This is a genomic window from Nostoc sp. FACHB-190 (assembly GCF_014696905.1).
Taxonomy (GTDB): Bacteria; Cyanobacteriota; Cyanobacteriia; order Cyanobacteriales; family Nostocaceae; genus Nostoc_B.
Map to the genome: position 1 here is coordinate 15,481 of NZ_JACJQW010000040.1, position 26,048 is coordinate 41,528.

The 26,048-nt window shown below is 40.1% G+C and carries 18 protein-coding genes and 1 pseudogene; 11 read left to right on the forward strand and 8 right to left on the reverse strand.

Features of this window, described 5'->3' with window-relative positions:
* Positions 1 to 76: 76 nt before the first annotated feature.
* A complete protein-coding gene (mnmG, locus tag H6G28_RS29360) occupies positions 77 to 1,999 on the reverse strand; it encodes a tRNA uridine-5-carboxymethylaminomethyl(34) synthesis enzyme MnmG (RefSeq protein ID WP_190676212.1) in 1,923 nt (640 codons plus the stop codon).
* A gap of 259 nt (positions 2,000 to 2,258) precedes the next feature.
* Here mnmG and H6G28_RS29365 point away from each other — a divergent pair, with 259 nt between their 5' ends.
* Together H6G28_RS29365 and H6G28_RS29370 are read left to right on the forward strand one after the other, a co-directional pair.
* Positions 2,259 to 3,104, forward strand: a complete 846-nt coding sequence (locus tag H6G28_RS29365; protein WP_190676214.1) for a D-alanyl-D-alanine carboxypeptidase family protein — start codon at positions 2,259 to 2,261, stop codon at positions 3,102 to 3,104.
* Positions 3,105 to 3,498: 394 nt separating this feature from the next.
* The gene (locus tag H6G28_RS29370; RefSeq protein WP_190676215.1) at positions 3,499 to 4,227 is read left to right on the forward strand and encodes a DUF3800 domain-containing protein; all 729 of its coding nucleotides are present in this window, start codon (positions 3,499 to 3,501) and stop codon (positions 4,225 to 4,227) included.
* A 463-nt stretch (positions 4,228 to 4,690) separates the two neighbouring features.
* On the opposite strand, the gene H6G28_RS29375 is transcribed toward H6G28_RS29370, so the two are convergent.
* On the reverse strand, positions 4,691 to 5,785 hold the full coding sequence (locus tag H6G28_RS29375) for a glutamate--cysteine ligase (protein ID WP_190676217.1): 1,095 nt from the start codon (positions 5,783 to 5,785) through the stop codon (positions 4,691 to 4,693).
* Between the two features lie 545 nt (positions 5,786 to 6,330).
* Here H6G28_RS29375 and H6G28_RS29380 point away from each other — a divergent pair.
* The 3 genes from H6G28_RS29380 to H6G28_RS29390 all read left to right on the forward strand — a co-directional run bounded on the left by H6G28_RS29380 (position 6,331) and on the right by H6G28_RS29390 (position 8,746).
* Positions 6,331 to 6,990 (forward strand): Mo-dependent nitrogenase C-terminal domain-containing protein, encoded by a 660-nt coding sequence (locus H6G28_RS29380; RefSeq protein ID WP_190676219.1) that lies wholly within the window; start codon positions 6,331 to 6,333, stop codon positions 6,988 to 6,990.
* 92 nt (positions 6,991 to 7,082) lie between these two features.
* Positions 7,083 to 8,111, forward strand: a complete 1,029-nt coding sequence (obgE, locus tag H6G28_RS29385) for a GTPase ObgE (protein WP_190594119.1) — start codon at positions 7,083 to 7,085, stop codon at positions 8,109 to 8,111.
* An 83-nt stretch (positions 8,112 to 8,194) separates the two neighbouring features.
* A complete protein-coding gene (locus H6G28_RS29390; RefSeq protein ID WP_190676221.1) occupies positions 8,195 to 8,746 on the forward strand; it encodes a Uma2 family endonuclease in 552 nt (183 codons plus the stop codon).
* Positions 8,747 to 8,756: 10 nt separating this feature from the next.
* On the opposite strand, the pseudogene tnpC reads toward H6G28_RS29390, so the two are convergent.
* Positions 8,757 to 10,207 (reverse strand): annotated as a pseudogene (tnpC, locus tag H6G28_RS29395) (IS66 family transposase).
* Positions 10,208 to 10,418: 211 nt separating this feature from the next.
* On the opposite strand from tnpC, the gene H6G28_RS29400 reads away from it, so the two are divergent.
* The gene (locus H6G28_RS29400; RefSeq protein WP_190676223.1) at positions 10,419 to 11,438 is read left to right on the forward strand and encodes a glutathione S-transferase family protein; all 1,020 of its coding nucleotides are present in this window, start codon (positions 10,419 to 10,421) and stop codon (positions 11,436 to 11,438) included.
* Here the strand turns inward: H6G28_RS29400 and H6G28_RS29405 are convergent.
* The 5 genes from H6G28_RS29405 to H6G28_RS36605 form a co-directional block, all read right to left on the reverse strand.
* Positions 11,422 to 12,192, reverse strand: coding sequence for a hypothetical protein (locus H6G28_RS29405; protein WP_190594124.1), 771 nt, complete (start codon positions 12,190 to 12,192; stop codon positions 11,422 to 11,424). The genes H6G28_RS29400 and H6G28_RS29405 overlap by 17 nt on opposite strands.
* Before the next feature lie 718 nt (positions 12,193 to 12,910).
* Positions 12,911 to 15,658, reverse strand: a complete 2,748-nt coding sequence (locus H6G28_RS29410; protein WP_190676225.1) for a GAF domain-containing sensor histidine kinase — start codon at positions 15,656 to 15,658, stop codon at positions 12,911 to 12,913.
* Positions 15,659 to 15,982: 324 nt separating this feature from the next.
* The gene (gene ybiA / locus H6G28_RS29415) at positions 15,983 to 16,468 is read right to left on the reverse strand and encodes a riboflavin biosynthesis intermediates N-glycosidase (protein WP_190676256.1); all 486 of its coding nucleotides are present in this window, start codon (positions 16,466 to 16,468) and stop codon (positions 15,983 to 15,985) included.
* A gap of 119 nt (positions 16,469 to 16,587) precedes the next feature.
* Entirely contained in the window at positions 16,588 to 17,613 is a 1,026-nt protein-coding gene (locus tag H6G28_RS29420) for a Gfo/Idh/MocA family protein (RefSeq protein WP_190676227.1), read from the reverse strand.
* A complete protein-coding gene (locus H6G28_RS36605; protein ID WP_206758271.1) occupies positions 17,610 to 17,924 on the reverse strand; it encodes a hypothetical protein in 315 nt (104 codons plus the stop codon). Before H6G28_RS36605 ends, H6G28_RS29420 begins: the two co-directional genes overlap by 4 nt.
* Before the next feature lie 78 nt (positions 17,925 to 18,002).
* Between H6G28_RS36605 and H6G28_RS29425 the strand changes: the two genes are divergently transcribed.
* From H6G28_RS29425 to H6G28_RS29445, 5 genes are all read left to right on the forward strand, one after another.
* A complete protein-coding gene (locus H6G28_RS29425) occupies positions 18,003 to 18,761 on the forward strand; it encodes a DUF928 domain-containing protein (RefSeq protein WP_190676229.1) in 759 nt (252 codons plus the stop codon).
* Positions 18,762 to 18,844: 83 nt separating this feature from the next.
* Positions 18,845 to 21,067, forward strand: a complete 2,223-nt coding sequence (locus H6G28_RS29430) for a CHASE2 domain-containing protein (protein WP_190676232.1) — start codon at positions 18,845 to 18,847, stop codon at positions 21,065 to 21,067.
* Between the two features lie 91 nt (positions 21,068 to 21,158).
* Positions 21,159 to 22,562, forward strand: a complete 1,404-nt coding sequence (locus tag H6G28_RS29435; protein WP_190676234.1) for a folate/biopterin family MFS transporter — start codon at positions 21,159 to 21,161, stop codon at positions 22,560 to 22,562.
* 293 nt (positions 22,563 to 22,855) lie between these two features.
* Positions 22,856 to 24,352 (forward strand): carotenoid oxygenase family protein, encoded by a 1,497-nt coding sequence (locus H6G28_RS29440; RefSeq protein ID WP_190676236.1) that lies wholly within the window; start codon positions 22,856 to 22,858, stop codon positions 24,350 to 24,352.
* 178 nt (positions 24,353 to 24,530) lie between these two features.
* The gene (locus H6G28_RS29445; protein WP_190594144.1) at positions 24,531 to 25,820 is read left to right on the forward strand and encodes a Glu/Leu/Phe/Val family dehydrogenase; all 1,290 of its coding nucleotides are present in this window, start codon (positions 24,531 to 24,533) and stop codon (positions 25,818 to 25,820) included.
* Positions 25,821 to 26,048 lie beyond the last annotated feature (228 nt).

Here is a 26,048-nt window from a genome sequence, read left to right on the forward strand (position 1 = left end):
GCCAGGAAAAAATTCGTGTCATCAATCATACCAATCCCCTCCCTTCTACTATACTCACGCTTGTTAAAACTTTAACTTACGTTAATGCCGGAAAGTCTGTCTGGTGTTTGGTTTTACGCAATTCCAAATATATTAACAGTGCGTTAATATCCGCAGGATTCACACCCCCGATACGGGCAGCCTGGCCAATAGTCAGTGGTTTTACTTGAGTTAATTTTTCCCGTGCCTCTTTAGAAAGAGTATCAATTTTGCCATAATCTAAATCCGCAGGTAGCTGGCGGTGTGCTTGTCGGGCGGTTTGTTCAATTTGGTTTTGTTGTCTGGCGAGATAGCCAGAATATTTGATATCGATTTCTGCACCTTCTCTCTCCGCCTGGGTGAGACTGGAATTACCCAAGCCGTATTTATGCAGGTCAACATAATGAAATCCTGGTCGCCGCAGCAAGTCAGCGAGGGTGATAGAACCTTTGATGGCTTGTTGGGTGTCAGAGGTGATCGCTTTTCCGACTTGATCATGTTCTTTAATGCGGGTAGTGTATAATCTTTCTTTCTCTGCTGTAATTTGGGCTTGTTTAGTGGTGAATAATTGCCAACGGCGATCGTCAACTAAACCAATTTCCCGTCCTAAAGGCGTTAAGCGTTGGTCTGCATTATCCGAACGCAACAACAGACGATACTCAGACCGACTAGTTAACATCCGGTAAGGTTCTCGTAGGTCTTTTGTACACAAATCATCTAGTAACGTGCCGATGTAACTTTGCTCACGCGGAAATACAATCATTTCCTGACCACGCACAAATCGCGCCGCGTTAATTCCCGCCACAATTCCTTGGGCTGCGGCTTCTTCATAGCCCGTTGTGCCATTAATTTGACCAGCACAAAACAACCCAGCAATTTTCTTCGTCATCATTGTGGGATAACACTGAGTCGCAGGTAAATAATCATATTCAACTGCATAAGCTGGACGCAGCATCACACAATTTTCCAACCCTGGTAGACTCCGCAGCATTTGTAATTGCAGAGTTTCTGGCAACCCCGTGGAAAAACCTTGAATATATAATTCTGGAATATCCCGCCCCTCTGGTTCAATAAAGATTTGATGGCTTTCCTTATCCACAAAGCGCACAATCTTATCTTCAATACTGGGACAATAACGCGGCCCTTTCGCCTCTACCCAACCACCATAAACGGGCGATAGGTGTAAATTCTCTCTAATTAAACGGTGGGTTTCAGCAGTAGTGCGGGTCATGTGACAAGGCATTTGTTCCCGTTCTACCCACACTTCTGGGTCAAAGCTAAACCAGCGAACTTCCCCATCTCCTGGCTGAATTTCCATCTTACTGTAGTCAACCGATCGCTTGTCTACTCGTGCCGGTGTCCCAGTTTTTAATCTTCCCGTTTCAAAACCCAAACGATTTAAAGTTGCAGTCAAACCTTCAGCCGCAAATTCTCCCGCGCGTCCCGCCGCCATTGATTTGTTACCAACCCAAATCTTGCCACCCAAAAAAGTACCTGTGGTCAAAATCACTGTTTTACATTTAAACGCCACACCGAAATAAGTTTCCACACCAACAACTTCATCGTTAGCGCCCAAAACTAAATCTGTCGCCATCCCTTCACGAATGGTCAAATTTTCTTGATTTTCCACAATGGCTTTCATTACCGCCGCATATTCGCGCTTGTCTGTTTGGGCGCGTAATGCCCAAACCGCAGGCCCCCGTGAAGAGTTAAGGACACGCTTTTGCAAATATGTCCGGTCTGCCATTTTGCCAATTTCCCCACCCAAAGCATCTACCTCGTGGGTTAATTGAGATTTAGCCGGGCCACCTACGGCGGGGTTACAAGGTTGCCAAGCAATTTTATCTAAATTCAGTGTTAATAGCAGAGTCCGACAACCAAGACGGGCAGCGGCCAAGGCGGCTTCGCAACCAGAGTGACCTGCACCGACGACAATCACATCATAAGCGTCTTGGAATTCAATGGAATTGTGCATGGTCATACTTATACAACAGCAAGCTAAGAGTCATTGATATTTTAGCTGATCCAGTGCTTTCCAGGATGCGCCTTGTTAATAAAAAAGCTATCAAAAGAGCTAGGCATATAGTAGTAGAGAAAATCTCAATTTTAGGAATTATAATTATTAACTAAGTTCTGCTTAAGAATTTAGTTAAATTTAGCTTATATGTTCTGAATGCAACTATTTTTACAATGCTTGCACAGGATAGACTATTCAGTATATTTACAAATTTAAGTAATTAATGAAACGTCTAATTAAACCAGCAAAATTTATCTTGACTGCTATTTTTATTTGTTTGGCATTGGTAGCTAGTAACAGTCTGCAACGCTATCAAACAGTTAATAATTTACAGTCTGAAAATCAATGCGTAGTTGCATCTGTATCTGGCTGTAGTGCTAATGCCCAAGAACCCAACTTACCTCATCAACCTGTTACTAGTGAACCATTAAGCCCACAAGAAAATTTTGTGGCTGCAATTATGCAAAGCTTAAAGGTAATGCCCGCACCAGGAACTTATGAATATACTTTACTCCGTTCCTACGGTGCAGCATTTATCAATTCAACTAGTAATGTGAAATTACCGCCAAAATTGATTTTTGATAATGATACCGATACTCAAGAATTTCAGTCACAATTAACACTAGAAAGAATTGTTAATACCAAGGATTGTTACTTACAAAAGTCAGCCGCCGATGCCTTAAATAAAGCTAGATTACAGTTTAATATTCCTCTAAAATCAGGCTATGGTGCGAGTGATTGTCTGCGTAGTTACGCTACAAATTTAAGGTTTTGGCATAAATATGCTAACAATAAAACTTTAGAAAAAGTCAAAGAAGGTAAAGAAACAGCAATTCTAGGCGTAGTTGCACCACCGGGAACATCGCAACATCTTTGGGGGTTAGCAATTGATTTAGGGGTATCTAATACAAAACAAAGGCAAATTCTGAATCAAAATGGCTGGTTTCAAACTGTAGTTAAAGATGTACCACACTGGACTTATCTTGGTGTCTCAGCAGAAGATTTGCCTAAGTTGGGTTTTAAAAATCAAGTTATTCAAGGAATTACTTATTGGTTAACACCTTTGTAATTACAGCAGTTTGCATATTCGTGAAATACTGTAGATACACTAAATGTAATGTTTCTACATGGTTTTGGATTCTACCTTTGTACTTCATTTATCCTAAACATGCTGTATGTCTGATAAATGCAATATTTATCTAAATTTTCAGTTTTTGTTACGAATGAATTGTCAAAATAAATCTTCATATTTAAAAAAAGACTGAATTTACGCAAATATAGTAATTTTAAACTAAAATATTTTATTGTTCTCCTAGCAGATTAGCCTATTGTTAATTCAGTCTAGTAAAAATATTACTAGATTAATAATTATTAGTTTCTTATCGTCTACTAATATTATGTATAACAGGGCTTTCTAGCAAAAGACAGGAGATCCTTATGTATTCTTCAATCAGCACTGCAATATGCTCCTGTTTTATGTTGACGAAAGTGGTACTTGTTCAAAAGATGATCAGACAAATTTTTTTGTATTGGCTAGTGTTGCTATTAGTGAACATGATTCATCGCAAATTCACACAAAAGTTTTATCACTAAAACAAAGCATTTTTCCTAGTAAAGATCATGATACGTGGGAGTTAAAAGGACGTGAAATTTATAGAGGAGAAGGTACTTTCAAAAAACATAAACTGGAATCGCGTATTCGTATTTTTTTGGAGATATCAACAACTTTAAATCAGCTACCATGCCACATATTTACGGTTGTGGTTAATAAGAAAGCTTTTTATAAAATGAGAGAAGATATGAAAGATGACACGATGCTTTATCGCTTAACTTTCAATAGATTACTACAAGAGTTAGATGGTTTTATGAAGTGTTCAAATGAAAGCGGAATTCTGTTGATGGACTCGCGCTCAACTCACAGTAGTAGTGTTCAGGATGGTCGTTTAGTAAAAGCTTACCGAGATTGGATTAATTCACAGAAATATGATTGCTGCTTTGTAGAACAGCCTTGGTTTGGTGTTTCACAATTTTGCCTTGGTTTACAATTGGCAGATTATGTTGCCTACTTAATCAATTTAAGTACACAACAGATAGAGGGAAAAAGTCACACAGTTGAATGCCTCAAAGCTTTCGACATTCTTCAGTCGAAAATACACTTAGTTGAGATACCTCCATCTGAAATAATAACTTAATGGCGAACCCACGACTGTAAGAGTCGTGGGTTCATCCCTATATAGGCGCTCACAAAGTCGCCTTAGCCAAGATATGGCTTTTGGTTACTTTCAATTAATCCTTCTTAGGAAATCTTTTTGTTAGTTATTTTTGCCTCCAAGAAGGTGACAATTTGTTACTTTTGTAGATAGGCGCACGGTATCTCAACCGTACCATAACTTCCCGTGCTGTTCGGGACACCTTATCTTCTGACAGGCGCACAGTATTTCAACTGTGCCATAACTCCCCGTACTGTTCGAGGTACCTTATCTATAATATATTATAATGCTGTTTTGCATTTCAGTTGTATAGTTCAGGCTTGCAATATGCTCACCTTCTAGGAATGTTGTAAATTCTCATCCCAGAAAGCGGATTTTCGTCTGTGTTATTCTTGCTTGTAACTCACTAGAATGAGAACCGCTATATACTGGTTAATTTCTTAACTCAATAAGTTTGGCGTAGCACTTCTTCTATTGAACCTAGCTTGTGAAACTTCTCTATTAATTCATGGGATTTACTTTTTCGCTGTTCTAGCATTATTTTTAATGGTGTAAGCAAGTTAACATCTGGATCATCATTCAAAGCAACCTCAGATGCTTGTAAAACTTCTAGGGCATTAGCAAAAATCTCTTCATTATCAAAACCTTCCCTAGCCGAAAGCTGGTGCAAAGCTGCATCAGGTACAGTTAATCTCCCCTGTAAAGTTTCATCTAATATCAAACCTTTTAATAATGCCAATAAAGCTGCATAAATATTAAAATCATCACAACTGTCAAAAGCTTTAAATTCTATACGTCCGATTTCTGCGGGAATGCGAGCAACTTTGGTTAATGATGGGATGCTAGGAATTAATTGTTCTGCTTTTTCCACGAAAACCAGTGTTGCTGAACGTTTACCTGTTCTAATAAAAGTTCTGACTGATAATCCTTCCCACAAACTACCATTGTAAAAAGGTGAACTATAAGTAAAAGGGACGATATAAGGACTGTAATAAGTTAACTTTTGACCAATATCAATTAACTTTTCTGTAGACATATCTGCTACAGAAATATTTAAATCTGGCCCGTAACTGACCATGTAAATATTAGCAGTTTGCTCATCAGGATAAGCTTGTAGTTGTTTGATTTCAAAATCATTTAATGGTGGTTGGGGTTCAAAAACTGTTTTGTAAGGGTTAAAACTAGCTAAAACTGGTGTGTAACCAAAGCTAACCGCTAACTCTTGCAGTAAACGAAAACTTTCTGATAATTCATTCACCGCACCTTGAATATCAGTATGTATGGTGGTTCTAATTTCAATACCTTTGGCTAAACAATCTATTGGTTGATCAGAATCAGCAAATCTTTCAAATCCTTCAATGTACCATCGTTTCTTTTTAATTCCGGCATCACCTACACGTAGTTGAGGATAATCATTAGGGTATATGGGTAATCTGTCGACAATTTGAGCAAAATCGGTAAATTTGGTGTGGGTAAAATCGGCAAATTTACCTTCTTGGTTTAAGAACGCGACTTCATGCTCAATCCCAAAATAAAACATAGCTGATACCTGAAATTGCTAATTATGTGTTGGGCTATATATAGCAGTCATGTTTGATATGTCAACAACAGAGATAAGGGAGACAAGGAGGAGAGGGTAAACAAGGTAGAGAGATGTTGATAAATCATTTAGGATTGTTCTGGGAATATTGTTGAACAACCCTTACTGATGGTGTAGAAGGTGGATGTCTGTTGACCTATTGATGATGATTCTTGATGAATTTCTACATATTTGATATTTATTATCAATAATAGATGTTTAATACTTGACTATTTGAGTGTGCTGTGAGCAGCATTTAAAGGTCATAAGTTCACAATTGCTGAGTACCTCCGCTATCTAAATTCATTATCTTAGTACAAGTTTAAATATAAAAATTCTCAAGATTATTTTAAGAGTAGTTTAACTTGCAATGTGATCAGGAAGCGATCGCACCTTACTTGTAGTTAACAAAACAGCAAATCTTAAAAAGCCTGGGAGTTAACTGTGCAATCAGTTGCCTTCAAGTTAGCCTAGTAATCATCGAGAGAAGCTTGAGGAGTAAATGTATGACTAGTGTTGTACAATCCCCATACAGTAGCGAACAAATAGCCGCTTGGTTGCGTGGACTGCTAACCATTGCTTGGGCAGATGGCAACTTTGATGACCATGAACAGCAATTTATTGCTAGTCTGACCAAAGAAGAATTAGCACCGAGCCTAAAATGGGAGTCTTTAGAGGTAATTACACCAGAAGACTTAGCCACAGCCTTGGGTAAAGGTACGCCAGCAGCTGAAAATTTTTTACGTACAGCTGTGATGGTAGCGATCGCTGATGGTACATATTCTTCGAGCGAAGATCAAGTACTACACCAATTTTGCCAAGTTTTAGAACTCCCAGAAGATATTATCCAAGCCCTACGACATACCCTAGAAATTCAAGACCCGCTAGTTTCATCCAAAACGCCACCCCACTTACCACTTAACTCACTACGCGACTGGTTAGATGGGCTAGATGTACAAGACCCCAGAGTTGCTCGGTTTTTATGTAAAATGATTCCCTCTCAATGTCCGTTTGAACGAGATGTCACCTTATTTGGACGTAAAATTGTCCACATCCCGCCCTTGTGTAAGATTAATCCACTTTATGAACAATTAGTTGGGTTACGTTTCCGCGCCCTCTCCTATTTAGCAGATGACTGCGGTGAGGATGTTACGCCATATATTTGAGTGCTGAGTGTTGAGTTAAAAGTAGAGAATAAAGATAAAGCATTGATTAAAAAACTTATAATTTAGAACTCACAACTCAGCACTGTAGAAATATGCAATTCATTGATCAAGTAGCAATTGAAGTTGAAGCTGGTAAAGGTGGCGATGGTATTGTCGCTTTCCGCAGAGAGAAATATGTGCCGGCTGGCGGCCCCTCTGGTGGAAATGGCGGACGCGGCGGTTCTGTGATATTCCAGGCTGTAGAAAACCTCCAAACCCTACTTGACTTTAGATACAACCATCTATTTAAGGCGGAAAATGGTGGTCGAGGCGGCCCTAATAACCGTACTGGCGCATCTGGGAAAGATTTAATCATCGAAGTTCCCTGCGGTACAGTGATTTATGATGCCGAGACTGATGAAATTATCGGCGATTTAATTGCACCAGAACAAACTTTAGTTATTGCTGAAGGCGGTAAAGGTGGACTAGGAAATCAATATTTTTTAAGTAACCGCAACCGCGCCCCAGAATATGCACTCCCTGGTTTAGAAGGGGAAAAAAAGTCTCTCCGTTTGGAGTTGAAACTATTAGCAGAAGTCGGAATTATTGGTTTACCAAATGCTGGTAAATCTACCTTAATTTCTTCTTTATCAGCAGCTAGACCAAAAATTGCTGATTATCCCTTTACCACCCTCATACCAAATTTGGGTGTCGTGCGAAAACCCACGGGTGATGGTACAGTTTTTGCCGACATTCCCGGACTCATTGAAGGTGCAGCCCAAGGTGCCGGTTTGGGACATGATTTTTTACGTCACATTGAACGCACACGAGTACTATTACATTTAATTGACGCAACCAGCGATGATGTCATCAGAGACTACAATACTATTCAACAAGAATTGCAAGCTTATGGACGCGGTTTAACAGAGCGTCCGCAAATTTTAGCACTGAATAAAATTGAGGTAGTTGATAGAGAAGAAGTTGATTTAGATGCGTTGGCTACTCAATTAAATCACCTTGCTTATGCTCCAGTTTTCTTGATTTCTGCGGTCACTCGTACTGGGTTAGAACCAATGTTACAAGAAGTTTGGAATGTTATTGACCAAATTAATACCATTGAAGCAGAGCAAGTATTGAGTTGAGTTAACTTAAAATAAAACAACAGATATACCCAGATAAATTATTTGTGTTTATCTGCGGTTAATTACTGATTATTTTGGTAGTTATGCAGTTACCAGAACAACGCTACTATTCGCCGGAAGAATATTTAGAATTTGAGGTTAATTCAGAGGAAAAGCACGAATATATGGACGGGCAAGTTATTCTTCAGGTAAGTGAAATACCAAACCATAATACAGTTGTTGGTAACTTTGGTGCTAATTTACTAATGGCTTTGAAACGCCAGTCTTATCAAGTCTTTATGCTCAGGCAACGTCTTTGGATTCCTCAAAAAAGAATGTATGTGTATCCTGATGTAATGGCGATCGCAGATCAACTAGAGTATGCAGAAGGAAGACGGGATACTTTAATTAACCCAGTGTTGATTGCTGAGGTGTTATCAAAATCTACTAAAAGTTATGACCGCGATGAAAAGTTTGCTGCTTATCGGACAATTCCTAATTTTCAAGAATATATTCTGATTGACCAATATAAAATCCACGTTGAGCAGTATTACAAAACAGATAATAATAAGTGGATATTTTCTGAATATGAAGATGCAAATCTGTTGTTGAATTTATCTTCTATTCCTTGTCAGGTTTTGCTGGGGGATATGTAAGGATTCAGGTCTAATATTGCGGAAGTAAAGAAGGGCGAGAGTGAGAATTATTAGAATCAGCAATTAGAGCTTGCACAAAAAATCAATCACAGACCGACCTTGGCGGCGACAAGTCTGTACCACTGTCAATAAATTAGCGGTGTGTTGAAACCGCTCCATTGAACGGGAGCCACCACTAACCTTACGTTTTGTCACAGCCAAACGCAGCGATCGTTCGGCCTGATTATTATCAGGAGGGACTTCAGGATTATCCAGGAAATACCACCATTGATGAGCCTTGTCGCGTAAAGAACGTAAAAGCTGTCCTGCGGTAGCTCCTGCCTTATCAATCCATTGATCAATTGAGGAATGCAACTTAGTTTTGAATTTATTGACCCAATCGTTGTAACTAGCGCACTCAAGAGTCTGGAACCATTGGGCGTAATGTCTAAAAGCTTCATCAATTAAATCAACAAATGCTTCAGCAATAGCTTGGTTGTGAAGACCGGGAAGTTGAATTAATTTTTTGAAATGACGACGTAGATGCGCCAAGCATTTCTGTTGGGCAAAAGCTTGATAGCCGTTATAAACACTAAAATCGTCGCTGATAATTACGCCTTGATATTGAGTTCCTAAAATTGCTTCTAATTCTGCTCTGGAGCGAGTATCAGCCGCAGTAAACAGGCAAAATTCTGAATTGGCAACTACCCACAACCATTCTTTAACTCCCTTAACTGGCCAGGGCGTTTCATCCACATGGATGTTAGGTTGTGTCTGTTTTATCCAATCACTTAACTCAATAACGCTCGGTTCAATTGCTTTTTCTACTCGTTCATTGGTGGCGACTAAAGTTCCTAACCCAATTTCAATTTGACCTAATTCCCACAACATTTCCTGCTGTTTTTCATAGGGCATATGTGCATAATTATTTGCCCACCCTAAAAATGCTTGTAATTTAACCCCTAAATCTTGTCCTGGGATAATATCTGCTGCCCAAGAGGCTGTTTGTACATTTCCACAGCATTCACACACACAGGTTTGGCGTTGATACTCAACTATTTCTATGGGTCGTTCCACTAATTGCGCTACCGCGTGTTTTTCTACTTTTACTGCCACAGACGCAAATGCTTTTTGACCACAGTAAACACAATCAAGAGGGCGTAAGATTTCATAACGGTCTACTCTGCCAAAACCTTTACGAGTCTTACCTTGATGTCCTGGCTGCCCACCTGGTTTCTTTTTCGGTTGACTTGATTCTTCAAGGTGTGGTGCTTTTTTGTTTTCGCTCTTTTTGTGGATGTCTTGTGATGGTGGTTTCGACGAATTAGAACTGTCTAAATCTCGACTGACTTTTAAACGCTCTATTTCTTGCTGTAGTTCACGTATCACCTTGCTCTGCTCAATGATCATGTTTACCAGTTCTTCTTTGGATAACTGGCCCAAACTTTCTCTCTCTAGTTCTTGAGGCAGGTTTTCGTTCATATTTGTGATACTCCACCTCAACTGTCCCCTTTGTCAATACTCTGTTACCTGAATCCTTACGGGGATATTTACGATCAGGTTGATTTTAGTGTAGAGGCGTAAAAACCTCACGCCAAGGCTCAGAGAAGAGAAAGAGCGTTAGAGTTGTAATTGAGCATAAATGCGTAGACGCAATTAGTAGCTTGTCCTAGACATCGGTTTCTACTCAACTATGACTGATACCAAAATTAAGAAAAAAGGCAAATCTCTACCGCCAAAGCTCATTATCGGTTTAGGTAAGTTTGTCTGGACGACTCTTTGGCAGATTATGATGTCTCGACTCGCCCCCCGCAGTCAATCAGGGGAATATATTCGTCCCGACAGTCAGTTTAGAAGTGTTGTGAGTCAAGCTGAGGGTAACATTTACCAACCAGCAGCAGGACGTTATAAACTTTACGTTGGCTTGGGTTGTCCTTGGGCGCATCGCACACTAGTTGTCAGGGCGCTCAAAGGATTGGAAGATGTGATCTCAGTTACTACTGTTGAACCTTCGGCGGAGTCTGGGGGTTGGGTATTTACCAGTGAAGATGAAGGTTGTCAAACTCTCGCCCAATTGTATCAGCTTGCCCAACCTGGTTACACTGGGCGCTGTACAGTTCCAGTTTTATGGGATAAACAAACCAAAACCATTGTCAATAACGAAAGTGCGGAAATTATTGTCATCTTGAACTCAGAATTTAATCAGTTAGCGACAAATCCCACACTCAATCTCTACCCAGCCGAACTGCAAGAAAAAATTGACTGGTGGAATCAAAAGATTTACACAAATGTTAATAATGGTGTTTATCGCTGTGGCTTTGCCCAAACTCAAGCTGCATACAACCAAGCTTGTGATCAATTATTCGATACTCTGGATGAAATTGATGCAGCGTTGAATAATAGCCGATATCTTTGTGGTAACAATCTCACTTTAGCGGATGTACGTTTGTTTACAACGCTATTTCGCTTTGACATTGTGTACTATGGGTTGTTTAAGTGTAACCGCCACCGCATTCAAGATTATCCCAATTTAGGAGGCTACTTACGCGACTTATATCAGTTACCAGGTGTGGCTGGAACTTGTGATTTAGAAAGTGTCAAGCAAGACTATTATGGCAATCTTTTCCCGCTTAACCCTGGTGGAATTGTGCCGACTGGCCCTGATATGGCATTTATGTTAAAACCACATGGGCGTTTTAGTAAAATAACTTAAACCTTGCTAACTGAACTTCTAAGGTTTTAATCAGGGTTTTATTGAGTTCGGTACTATTTTTGAATTGCAGAATTTGTTGTGTTGGTAAATCAAAAGGAATTTTACCTTCTAAATCTGGGCGCTGCATGTGTGCTAATAAAATTTGTTCAGAGCGTTTACTTTGAATTGCATAGCCAATTTCTACGCAAACATTAGGACTAGGAATTAATTGCTGATTTTCTTGGCTGTCAATGCTGGCGATGGCTGTAGTGTCGGCTATAAACAATAAACTCTTGCGGATTTTTCGCATCATGGCTTTATTTAAGCGCAGAATGCCATCACTCGGTCTATAAGATTCTACTAATGTTAAAGGCAGACGCGATCGCAGATTCAAAATTTCCAAGCTTTTTTGCAACCCCTCGCGCAAGGCTTCACTGGCTGCACTATACTCAGTTTGATAGCAGAAAAAAATGGTTGGATCTAACTGCGCTAACAATGCTTGTTTGGTGAAATAAATTTCATGACTAATCAAGTCAATATTAGCTACACAATAACCACCACTACCTTCAATATAAAATTCAATATTTTCCCCTTCCAAATAACGCTCAAACCACACAGATTTTTTCACGTCATCACTATCTTCTAAAAAGTCTGCTCGCAAAGCCGAACGCAGTAGACTTTTTTTACTGAGACGAATATCTGCTGGGCGTTTTTCCAATTGTGAAATTGGTTCATAATCTTGAAGGTACCATGCTCTGAGCGCAATAATTGACATAAGGCGCTATTTGAATTATTTAACTGTTTATTTCATGAGAATTCAGAATTTGCTAGGCGAATTGCCATTTGAGCTTACAGAAGTTATGAGTTTGAAGAAGTTGAATTACCCACACTCAATAACTTACTGCTGAATTCTGGATTCTACATTCTACTGCAATTAGCTGGCTACTAGCTTACACTGTTTTACCTAAATACAACAACACCCAAGCATCTACTAGCTAAAATTATTTCCTCCTCTTGTTTCTTCTAGGCAGGGATGTAATCTCTTTCACTACTCAAAACAAGCAATGAAAACCAGTTTACAGCGCCCCCTGATTTTCAATATTTGAGGAAATATCAGCGATCGCGTTGGGTGTTGTTGGGTTTGTACGAGACAGACATAAATTCAACAGCGTTTTACCTCTTCTTTTATTGCACTCTAGCTGTTTTATCTGCCAGGGAAGCTAAGTAACTTCATTTATTAGATTAACATCAGTAGATTAGTATGAATATTTCTGCAATTAAACTTTACTTTGAAGAGGAGAATATATAGCTGAACAGTCGGAAGTCATTCATGATAAATATTAGGTTGACATGAATGAAATGACTTTTGAATTTTTGTTTTCAAAATGACACAAATAGTGAAATTGTTTTGAGAATTATTACACTTTGTTGAGGAAAATAAAACTTCTTCAGCCATTGTAAATCTATCTCTATATCGATTTTACTGCCTACTTTTATTTATTATTTAGATGACGTAACAACCTAATGGGAACTTCAATCCAAAACTCTGTTCCTTTACCGATTTCAGAAATACAGTCCATCATTCCACCATGTTTTTCGACAATAATTTGGTAACTAATAGCTAATCCTAACCCTGTACCCTTCCCTACAGCTTTGGTGGTGAAAAATGGATCAAAAATTCGCTTCCTGACATCTTCCGTCATTCCTGGCCCATTATCAGCAATGCGAATCAATATGCGTGATGTATCTGTAGCTAGTCTCGTAGAAATTGAGATTTTCGGCTTAGGAAGCTGAAATTTATCTTGCCCTAAATCTCCTTGATTTTCCAAGACATCAATAGCATTTGTGATAATGTTCATAAAGACTTGATTGATTTGTCCGGCATAACATTCTATCAAGGGTAAATCACCATAATCTTTGATGATGTCAATACCTGTGAAATTAGCTGTAGATTTCAGGCGATGTTGCAAAATTAATAAGGTATTATCTATACCTTCATGTAAATCGACTGGTTTATTTTCAGCTTCATCTAAGCGAGAAAAATTGCGTAAAGATAAAACAATCGAACGAATGCGATCGGCTCCAACTTGCATGGAAGAAATCATTTTTGGTAAATCATCTGCCAAAAATTCTAAATCAACACTCCTCGCAGTAGAAATAATCTCAGCATGAGGTTGAGGATAGTGCAGCTGATAAAGCTCGATCATTTTTAACAAGTCTTGAGTATACCGATTCGCATAGTGTAAGTTACCGTAGATAAAGTTAACTGGGTTGTTAATTTCGTGGGCTACGCCTGCTACTAGCTGACCCAAGCTGGACATTTTTTCAGTTTGAATTAATTGCGTTTGTGCTGCTTGCAGTTCTATTAAAGTTTGTTCTAATTGTGTAGCTTTTGCTCTGGCTTCGGCTTCAGATAAACAACTTTGTTCATAAAGTTGAGCTTGCTGAATAGCGATCGCAGCTTGATCAGCCAACTGTTGAAGTAAATTTATTTCTGTATCTTGCCAATCTCTGGGCTTGGCACACTGATGCACAATCAGTAAACCCCAAAATTGCAAACCGATATTGATGGGAACAGTTAAGTTAGCTTGTACTTGTATATTCTGCAAAAATTCTCTGTGACAAGCATTAATAGAATCTGTATTGACATTATTAATAGTTCTAACTTTACCCTGTAAGAATACAAATGTTGATTCATCGGGTATACAGCCTGCTGGTGTGGGAATTCCCAGAGTTGATAACCAAGAACCGTTGATTTCTTCAACAATTACCTGACCCTCAGATTCACCAGTTCTTTGATAAATGATCACCCTGTCAGAATTTAGCAGTGAACGAACTTCATAGACTATAGTTTGTAAGGTAGTTTTCAAATCTAATGAACGGCGAATTTGTTCGGAAACTTGCTTAATTACCTTAGTAAACAATAAGGATTTTTCTAGTTCCGCCGTTTTCTCTTTTACCCACAGTTCTAAATTGCTATTGATTGCCTGTACTTCTTGGTACATTTGTTGTTGCTGAACAGCAATCGAAAAGCTATGAGACAAAGCCTGGGCGAGGGAAATGTCTTCATCTGTCCAAGCAATCGCTTGCCCCTTTTTTTCTTCTCGCCACACATCAAAAGAAATTTGCGGTAATTGTTGTTGGGGATTGTGTTCACGTCGTCCAGCCCACAAGATTTCGGTGTTGAATTCTGGGCGAAACACACTCAATACACCGATTAATTTTTGTCGGTAATGCAGAGGAATGACTAACATACCTCGAATTTGGGTTAACTGAAACGCAAATGCTAAAACACGCAAATGTGCTTCATGGTAAAGGTTGGTGGTCATCCAAATTTGACCTTGTTTGCATTCATCCATCCATTTTTGCCAAACAGGATGTTGTTCGATGATGCTAGTTTCTGGCTCGAATGGGATGGTTGGTTGTTCGCCAAAGGTGTAAACTTCTGTTGCAGATTCAATGTAAAGGCGGCCACTCATACCATTTAAGGCGATGACAGTTTCTTCTAAAGCGGCCTGTAATTCCAGTTTTGGTAATTGATGCAGTAGAGTCGTAACACGATTAATCGTCTCTTCCCGCTTTTGTCTTGCTAAAGTTTGGGCATAAAGAGTGCTTTGAGCGATCGCGATCGCTACTTGATCAACAACTTGCTGGATTAGGGTCAGTTCTGCTGGGGACATCTCTCGTGGTTGACTGTGATGTGATACCAATAGTCCCCAAAGTATGGGTTTGAAAGAATCACCTTGGACTTCGCTATGTACAATCGGCACCACTAGCGAAGACTGTACCCCCATTGCTGTTAAATATTGAATATGGCAGGGATCTACTTGTTGATAGTAGGTATTTTCGCTTTCGCTTTCTAGAAGTTCTGCTGTAGTGTTGGGCGCTGGCAAAGATAACCCTAATTTACCCTGAGATACATCCACAATTATCCGTGGCTGTCCTAATAACAGCATTTTTCTGCTTTCCAGAGGAATATCAGCAGATGGAAAGTGCAACCCAATTAAGGATGGTAGTACTTGATCATTGAGAGATTCAGCAATCACTTCTCCACTACCATCAGCATCAAACCGATATACCATCACTCGGTCTGTAGCCAAAAACTCACGGACTTCGGCAACGGTAGCTGTTAAAATATCTGTCAGTTCCAGCGATCGCCTAATCCGGTTGATGATCCGGTGTAATAGACCCTCTTGACTAAAGGGAGGCTGCGAACCGCTTGGGTTATCAGTATATTCCATTGCCTACTAAACCTATAAAAATAATTAAACTATGTTAGAAAAATGCTGCTATACCCAGAGCCGCCGTTTTTATCTTTGACTTTTAATAACAACGAGGAAATATTATTTGTCAACTAATTTTATACCTACTACAAAATGATGTATTCGGTAGGATTATGTAAATCCACCAATTCCTAAATTGTCTCTATGAATCTAGTTTTTTTTATGATTTTTTAATTTTTAACCACATTAATTCAGTAAATCTAGTGAGATAGCCTCTCAATTTTGTTTATTTAGGGAATGTCAGCATTCCCTGTGCCAGTACCAAGTTACTTTTATATGTATCTACTCTTGGCGATAATTCCTGGTAGTTACGGAGTAAAGGCGTAAGTGACGAATTTCTTCGCGCACGTTCATCAGAATTTTACCTAGATGGTTATGACCAGTTTTATCTTGACCACAACCCCAAAAATAGTCAGTCGGAGAATTTTCCACAAGCGTCTCATCTCCTGTCGCTAGTAAAACTTCTCGAATATCAGTATGAGTGAGAAATTTTTTGAGTACTGCTTCACGCATCACTTGAGTTTTCACCAAATCCCAATCTAAACGTAATGTCCTTGAACTACAGCGTCCTAGGGCGGCGGCTTCTTCTGGTGTGGCAGCAGCATGAATCACAGGTATAATTGCTGCATCTTTGCTACCCACAAACTTTTGGGCTTGATAATAATGCTCAACTGTTGACCAATAAGTACCTTGGATTTGGATGGGATGGCAAGAAAAGTTAGAAAAACAACCGTAAGGCTGCCACACTTTGTAAAAGTAAATAGTCATTTGAAAATTTATGTTCATATATATTAAATCTATAGCAGTCCTCAAACTTTCTTGAAAAATCAAGATCCCCAACCACTTCAAAAAGCCGGGGATCTGAGTAGAGCGATTTTCAGGAAATTTTAAATATTGCTTATAAAAATAGGTTTTCCACCTTGATTGAGAGATGCGGTTAAAGCTGCCAAAATTTTGACTAACTCTGTACCTACCCAACCTGATGACACAAGCGGCGGTTGATTTTGGAATATGGATTGAATAAAGCGATCGCACACTTGTTGTAAAGGTTCACCAGGGTTTAAGTCAATCACTTCTCGGCTTTGATTTACCGGAATAAAAAGATTTTCCTGGCGTTCAAATTCACCATGTAATAAAGTCAATGGTGCATTCGGTGACATTTCATCAAAAATTAAACTCCCCAGACTACCCACCACAGCCAAACGCCTTTGTTTATCAGGGTTTAGCCAACACAAATGAATGTATGCTTGAAAGTTATTCGGGTAGGTCAACGTTACCCAAACTAAATCTGCTAAATCAGATGGTGAGTTTTCTGCTGTTTGCAACCACACTGTCCCCGTTGCTTGCACTTTTACAGCTACTTGTCCCAGCCAGTTGTTAAAAATCGCAATATCATGAATCGCTAAGTCCCAGAGTGCATCAACATCTTGGCGGACTGGCCCCAAGTGGGTGCGAGAAGCATAACCATAACGTAATTCACCTAATTGATTCGCCTCAACTACCGCTTTTCCGGCTGTAACGGCTGGGTGAAATAAATAAGTATGGTCAACCATCAAAATTAACTTTTGTAACTCTGCTAAATAGCAAAGTTCCTCACATTCCTTGGGGTCTAAAGTTAAAGGCTTTTCCGCTAAAACATGGTATCCCTGCTGGAGAGCATCTTTGATTAAATGATAGTGAGTTGTGGCTGGTGTGGCGATCGCAACTGCGGCTAAATCTGCTATTTTCTGTAAATCCGTCCACTGGGTTGTTAATAATACATTTTCATCTAAATTAAATTGCTGTTTGACTGCTGTTAATCTTTCTGCGTGGGGATCTAATACTGCTACCACACTGACTTGGGGATGTGCTAAAAAATTCCGCAGTAAATGTACTCCCCAACGCCCAACCCCAATAACTGCGATTTTAATCATTGGTGAACCGTCAAAAGTGAATAGTCAATAGTCAGCGTTAAAAGTGCGATCGTCAACAGTAAAGATGCCAAATTTCTGATTTCTACTAAATATCTTAAGTATTGGTTTATACAAAAAAATACTAGTAATTTTTGGCGAGTGCAAACTTCAAGGTGATTTTTGGGAACACTTAAATTTAGCTGACTACCAGGCATATAGCAGTTCTTACTTGCTTGTAATACAGTTGGAACCCCACCCCGTATTTGCTGACGCAAGCGGGGAGGGGTTGGGGGTGGGGTTGAAATGTACCTCATCCAACCGAGAACCGCCATAACTAAATTCCTGGAACAAGCCAGTAAGTAAAAATTTATGAGTTTTGGTCAATCTCAAACCAAAGCAACATCATCAATATGAAATGGATTAAGTCATCTGTATATTTTGCCGTCTTGTCCATACTGTGCTTAGATGTTCTGCCAATTTCTAGTCTCAACGCACAGGTAAAAGCTGAATCTATCTCGAAAACACAAGGATGGCAAATTAGCCAAGCATTTAAGCCACCAAAACGCGGAGATCCACCCGCCAGTGCTGGTGGTTCAACTCGCGGTTCTAGTTGTTTGAAAAATAAGAAACAAATAGTCCCTCTCTTACCTGCAAACAAACTAGGTTTGACATTAGCTGAACGTCCTACATTGTTCTGGTTTGTACCGGAATCTTCAGTCAAAACAGCCAAGTTTGTGCTGTTAACTGATAAAGATGAGAATTCTGTTTATGAAACAACTTTGACGCTGCCGAATAAATCTGGAATTATCAGTTTTACCTTACCTAAGACTGCCCCAGAATTAGCAGTGGGCAAAACTTACCATTGGTATTTGACTGTTATGTGCAACTCTCAAGATGCCAGCACAAATCCTTGGGTAGATGGTTGGGTAGAACGCACTGAAGCAGAAGCCTCATTATCAGCAGCATTAGCCAAAGCCCAACCTCGTAAATTACCAAGCCTTTATGCTGAAGCTGGGATTTGGTATGAAGCACTAGCGACTTCAGCACAATTACGCCGCAGTGAGCCGAAAAATGTGCGAGCCAGAGTTGATTGGTGGACATTATTGAAATCAGTCAATTTAAATGCACTGGCTTCTGAGCCATTTGTTGATTGCTGTAAGAGCGACTAAATAGGTAGCAAAGAATACGGATAGGTAACTGGAGAGTGCGAATTGAATGAAATACTAACTTGCTCTACCCAGTACCTAAAATTATGATGTGGTCAAAACTTAAGCCGCAAATTTGGCAATGGCGGGGTGTTTTATTTGCTGTTCCTAGTATGACAGCCTTAGTGATTGGCTTAAGGTTGATGGGCTGGTTGCAACTATTAGAGTTAGTGACGTTGGATAATTTTTTCCAAATGCGTCCTTCAGAAGCAGTTGATAGCCGCATTGTGATTGTGGAAATTAATGAAGCAGATATCCGTCGGCAAACGCAATGGCCTATGACTGATACTGCTTTGGCTAGTGTGTTAGAGAAAATCAAGCAACAAAAACCCAGAGCGATTGGTTTAGATATTTATCGTGATTTACCTGTTAATCCTGGTCATCAAGCTTTAGTTAAGGTATTTAAATCGACACCTAATATTATTGGAGTCCAAAAAGTTTCTGATACTGTTGATAGTTCGGCTGTGAATGCGTCGCCTGTATTAAAGCAACGCAATCAAGTTGGGTCTAATGATTTACCGATAGATATTGATGGCAGAATTAGACGTGGATTGCTCTACGTTAATTTAAAAAATGACGAAGTTTTAGAAAGTTTTGCTTTGAAACTGGCTTTGTTATATTTAAAGCCTGAAGGAATTACCGAGAAACCATCAGCAAATAACCCCAACTATTTACAGTTGGGTAAAGGGATTTTTCCCATTTTTGAAGCTAATGATGGCAGTTATATTCGGGCGAATGCTGGTAGTTATCAAGTGCTGCTCAACTATCGAGGACGAATCCAAAAGTTTCAGAGAGTCTCTTTAACCCAAGTCCAAACCAATCAAATTCCACCAGATTTGCTGCGGGATAAGGTGGTATTGATTGGTGCAACATCTGAAAGTTTAAAAGATTTATTTTATACACCATATAGTAGTACTGTGTTTGCCATCCCAGAGCGAATGGCTGGTGTGACGATTCATGCAAATTTGATCAGTCAAATTTTGAGTGCTGCTCTTGATGGTCGCCCACAAATTCAGAGTTTACCTGAGCCTTTAGAATATTTGTGGATTTTGAGTTGGTCGATCGCAGGTGCAACTTTATGTTGGGTACAACGCCACAATAGTCATCAAAAAATCCGCTTACCTATTAATGTGGTGTTAACGACTGGGACTTTAGTCGGGACAGGTTTTGCAGCTTTTTTAGCTGGTTGGTGGATTCCGATAGTACCATCATTTTTAGCATTGGCTACCTCAGCGATCGCAGTTACTTACTACATTGCAGAAACCGCCAATGGAATGCGGAAAACCTTTGGGCGCTACCTGACTGATGAGGTAGTGGCTAATTTACTGGAAAATCCCACCGGCTTAAACATCGGTGGCGATCGCCGCAAAGTCACACTGCTCTTTTCTGACTTACGTGGCTTTTCTGCGATGTCGGAACAGTTACCACCTGAACAAGTGGTGTCAGTTCTCAATTATTACCTAGAGGCAATGACTGATGTGATTAATCAGTACAAAGGTACGATTAATGAGTTTATGGGTGACGGGATCTTTGTGATGTTCGGTGCGCCTGTGAATCGTCCTGATGATTCTCAAAGAGCGATCGCTTGTGCAATTGCTATGCAATTAGTAATGCAGCAAGTCAATGAACATAATAAAAAAATGAATCTCCCAATTCTCGAAATGGGTATTGGAATTAATACAGGTGAGGTTGTTGCTGGTAATATCGGTTCCCAAAAACGCGCTAAATATACAGTTGTTGGTAGCCATGTCAACTTGGCTTCTCGTGTCGAAACTTATACAGTTGGGGGACAAGTTTTAATTTCCGAAAATACCCTCAAAGATGCCAACATTGAATTACACATCGGCAGCCAAATGCAAATCCAGCCTAAAGGTATCAGAGAATCAGTCACTATTTATGAAGTTCACGGTGTTGGTGGGCAATATAATTTGTTTCTGCCCAACGAAGATGGGGAAATGGTGACTTTAACTCAGCCAGTTTTAGTCGAGTATATAATTTTACAAGGTAAACAAGCCGTTGGCGCAGCATTTCCAGGGGAATTGATTAGCCTTTCCCCCAAGATTGCACAGATGCGATCGCTCAATTCCTTAGAAGTCTTAAATAACCTGAAACTGAAATTACTCAATACCGAACTCTCCACAGAAGAATTTATCTACGCCAAAGTCATGAAAAAATCTGACCTTGACGAACATCTGGTGACAATTCGTTTTACATCTGTACCACCAAAAGCGATCGCAGTTTTGGAATCCAGCATTAATGCTAATCATTGATTCCTACTCCCTATTCCCTACTCCCTACTCCCCAATTCATAAGAAATCGATATTATAGAAAAGTAGACAAAACTTAAAAAATATTTATCAAATGCTCATTGACTCGTCTGGCTTGTCCAAGGTCAAAGACTCGATAACCGAAAAAATCTTCTTCGGCCATGAACCCAGTGCCGAGTTAATTGCTATTCTTAGTGTTTACTTTGTCCAAGGGATTTTAGGACTGGCGCGTTTAGCTGTTAGCTTTTTCCTCAAGGATGATTTAATGCTGAGTCCGGCGCAGGTATCAGCATTATTTGGCGTTGTCGCCTTACCTTGGATGATTAAGCCGCTATTTGGCTTTATGTCTGATGGCTTGCCGATTTTTGGTTATCGTCGCCGTCCATATTTAGTATTGTCTGGGATATTAGGTGCTGTTGCTTGGTTGAGTATGGCCACAGTAGTTCATAGTAGCTGGGCAGCAACCGCCGCGATCGCCCTCAGTTCCCTAGCCATAGCTGTCAGTGATGTCATAGTCGATTCCCTGGTTGTCGAACGAGCCAGAGTCGAATCCCAAGCCGATGCAGGCTCACTACAATCTTTATGTTGGGGCGCATCGGCTGTTGGTGGTTTAGTAACAGCATACTTTAGTGGTATCTTGCTCGAACATTTCACCACCCGCACAGTATTTTTTATTACAGCTTCTTTTCCATTAATTGTCTCTGTGGCGGCTTGGTTTATTGCTGAATCTCCCGTTAATCAAGAAACTAACGATACTAATAACACTCAAGACCTAAGTATCAAACATCAACTTAAACAACTACGCCAAGCAGTCAGCCAAAAAACAATTTGGCTACCAGCAGCTTTTGTCTTTATTTTACAAGCTACCCCAACCGCCGAATCAGCCTTTTTCTACTTCAGTACCAACGAACTCCACTTTGAACCAGAATTTTTAGGCAGAGTCCGCCTAGTTACAAGTCTCGCCTCCTTATTAGGTATTTGGATTTTTCAACGTTTTCTCAAAAGCGTTTCATTCCGGCTCATATTTGGTTGGAGTACCGTAATTTCAGCAGTTTTAGGCATGACAATGCTGCTTTTGGTAACTCACACTAACCGAGCTTTAGGTATAGATGACCACTGGTTCAGTTTGGGAGATAGCCTCATCCTCACCGTAATGGGACAAATCGCCTATATGCCAGTATTGGTATTAGCCGCTAGACTTTGCCCCCCTGGAGTCGAAGCAACCTTATTTGCCTTATTAATGTCCGTCTTTAACTTAGCCGGGATGGTCTCTTATGAATTTGGAGCCATCATCATGCACTGGCTGGGTATTACCGAGAGTAACTTTGACTCACTGTGGATTTTGGTAACTATCACCAATCTCAGCACCTTGTTACCACTAGTATTTCTTAATTGGCTACCAAAAGACAACACCCAAACTGAAAACTTACCAACTAACAGCGAACCATTCATTCAAAATTTAATACTCCCAGAACAAGAATCACAAGTGATTGAATAAAATCAGAATTCGGAATTCAGAATCCAGAAGTCAGAATTGATCGGAGTTTGTTAATTAATAATATCCATGATTAGCATTTCTATCTATAGCAATCCTAAATAATTTGTGAAATCTCTTTCTTTGTGTCCTTTGCGCCCTTTGCGGTTCGTTAAAAAAAATACTTTTTCACAACTCAGATAGGATTGCCATAGCAGAATCATAATGAATTTATAATTCTGTCTTCTGACTCCTGAATTCTTACAAATAAAAATCTCTTTGCGCCTTTGCGCCTTTGCGTGAAAAAAATCAAAACTATGCAGAATTTAAAAAATCAAGAATTACAAAAATCCTACACACTTGAAGATTGGCAGAAAGGATATGAATCTCTACCCCAAGAATATGACTATTGGATTGATGAGATAGAAGGACAAATCCCTCTAGAACTCCAAGGTACACTTTTTAGAAATGGCCCTGGATTATTGGAGATAAATGGACAACGTATTCATCATCCCATTGATGGCGATGGGATGATTAGCCGCATTATATTCAATCAAGGTCGCGCTCATTTTCGTAATCGCTTTGTGCAGACTGATGATTATTTAGCAGAACAAAAAGCCGGGAAAATTTTATATCGCGGTGCATTTGGCACTCAAAAACCCGGTGGTTGGTTAGCGAATCTTTTCGACTTAAAAATTAAGAATACTGCCAACACCAGCGTTATTTATTGGGCAGAAAAACTTTTAGCATTGTGGGAAGGTGAAGACCCTTATCGCCTCGACCCCTACACACTAGAAACCTTGGGGAGAGAAAATTTTCATGGTTTATTATCAGAGCGTCAACCCTTTAGCGCCCATCCCCGCATTGACCCCAGTAGTTATCAAGATGGCGGCGCACCTTGTCTAGTGAATTTTTCCAGTAACCCAGGACTATCAACTAAACTGAGTGTTTTTGAACTTAATCAAATCGGTAAAGTTCTGAAAAAGTATGATTACACTATTCCTGGTTTCTGCTTTATTCACGATTTTGTCATTACACCCAATTACTATATATTCTTTCAAAATCCTGTCACCTTTAATCCCCTATTATTTACCTTGGGTATTAGTAGTGCCGCAGAAAGTATCAAGTTTCAACCCAACAAGCCGACGCGGATTTTAGTAATTCCCCGCACTCCCCAAGAGGGACAACAAAACATCCAAGTTTTAGAAACTCAAGCAGGTTTTATTTTCCATCACGCCAATGCTTTTGAGGTGGGAAGTGAAATATTCATTGATACTATTTGCTATGAAAATTTTCCCGAACTAGAACCAGCCAGTGATTTTCGCCAAGTTGATTTTGAGCAGTTTCCCCCCGGTAATATTTGGCGGTTCCACCTGAATCTTGATAGTCAAACGGTACAAAAGAAATTAATCACAAATCATAGTTGTGAATTTCCGAGTGTAAATCCCGGTAAAGTTGGGCGTTATTATCGCTATGTGTATGTAGCTGCGGCTCATGCAGAGACGGGACATGCTCCTGGACAAGCAATTCTCAAACTCGATTTAGAAACAGGAGCAAAACAACTGTGGAGTGATGCACCCCGTGGTTTTGTGGGCGAACCAATTTTTGTACCCCGTCCTGGTGCTGAACAAGAAGATGATGGTTGGATACTCACTTTAGTTTATGATGCGGCTCATCACCGTTCAGATGTGGTAATTTTAGATGCTAGTGATTTAACCAAAGGTGCGATCGCTCGTCTACACCTCAAACATCACATCCCCTATGGCTTTCATGGTCATTTCACTTCTCAGGTATTCTGCCCAATTGATCCCTGATGTGTAAATATTGATTCTTCACTGTTGATCAAGCACATTTCACCAGAACTGTGCTTTTTTTAACAAAAAATAAAATTGTAACAAAAACTACAGAAATTTATTCATTTTTGAATATAGAGGATAAGCTAGGCATATATGTATCCAGTTCGCAAAGATACCGCGATGAGGAGAAACTTTTATGATTGCAACACCGACAATGCCTCTGGAAGCTGCTACACCAGCCCATATATGCCCATTCGATCAAGCTTGTAGCTACTTAGAAGCAGCCGGGAAAGAATTAAGGTTAGACCAAGGTGTACTGGAAATTCTCAGTCATCCGCGCAAGGTGGTAACAGTTTCCATTCCCGTGAAACTAGATAATGGCGAAATACGGGTATTAGCAGGACATCGGGTACAACACTCTGATATTTTAGGCCCCTACAAAGGCGGGATTCGTTATCATCCGGCGGTCACATTGCGGGAAGTTTCCGCACTCGCTATGTTGATGACTTGGAAATGTGCGTTGTTGGGTATTCCTTATGGTGGTGCAAAAGGAGGAATTGCCATTGATCCACAACAATATAGTGTGGGAGAACTAGAACGCATTACCCGGCGTTACACCAGCGAATTAATTAAAGATATCGGCCCTTCCGTAGATATCCCTGCGCCAGATATGGGTACTTCTGCCCGTGAAATGGCTTGGATGATGGATACTTATTCTGTGAATGTTGGTCATGCTGTCCCAGGGGTTGTGACTGGTAAACCGCTTTCTGTGGGTGGTTCCCTTGGTAGAGAAAAGGCCACGGGACGCGGCACAATGATTATTGTGCGGGAAGCTTTAGCAGACCAAGGTAGAACCTTAGAAGGAGTGCGAGTTGTTATTCAAGGTTTTGGTAATGTTGGTGGTGCAGCCGCCGAACTACTTCACCAAGCAGGCGCGAAAGTTATAGCAGTTTCCACCGGGACAGGCGGGGTATATGCGGCTGATGGGTTGGATATTCCCGCTTTAAAAGCTTACGCCGCCGAAAATCGTCACCATTTGGCTGGTTTCCCCAACGCTACAGTTATCACCAACGCCGAATTACTGACTTTACCTTGCGATGTCTTGATTCCGGCTGCTTTAGAAAACCAAATTACAGCAGAGAATGTCCATCAAATACAGGCGCAAATTATCGCCGAAGCCGCTAACGGCCCTGTAACTCTAGAAGCCAACCGTGTTCTAGAAGCACGGGGTGTAACTGTGCTACCAGATATTTTGGCTAATGCTGGGGGTGTGGTGGTGAGTTATCTGGAATGGGTGCAAGGTTTGTCTTACCTATTTTGGGATGAAGAAAGAGTCAACCGCGAAATGGAACATTTGATGGTGCAAGCTTACCGTCAAGTGATGCAACAGTCCAAAGTGCGCCAAGTTCCTCTGCGGTTAGCCGCGTATACTTTGGGTGTAGGAAGAGTAGCACAGGCATTGAGCGATCGCGGTCTTTATCCTTAATCATTTAACAAAGTAGAGATGTTGCAATACAACGTCTCTACTTTCTCTTCTGTTTCTCAAGCTCTCAACTCAGATATAGGAATCCGGTTTGATTTCTGAATTTATTTGTGTAGGTAGGGAATAGGGAATGGGGAGTCGGGAGTAGGAAAGAAGCCTGATCTGAGTGTACTGATTTTTTTCCCAAATCAAATATGAGTCCTATAAATACCAATATGATCAAAACATCTC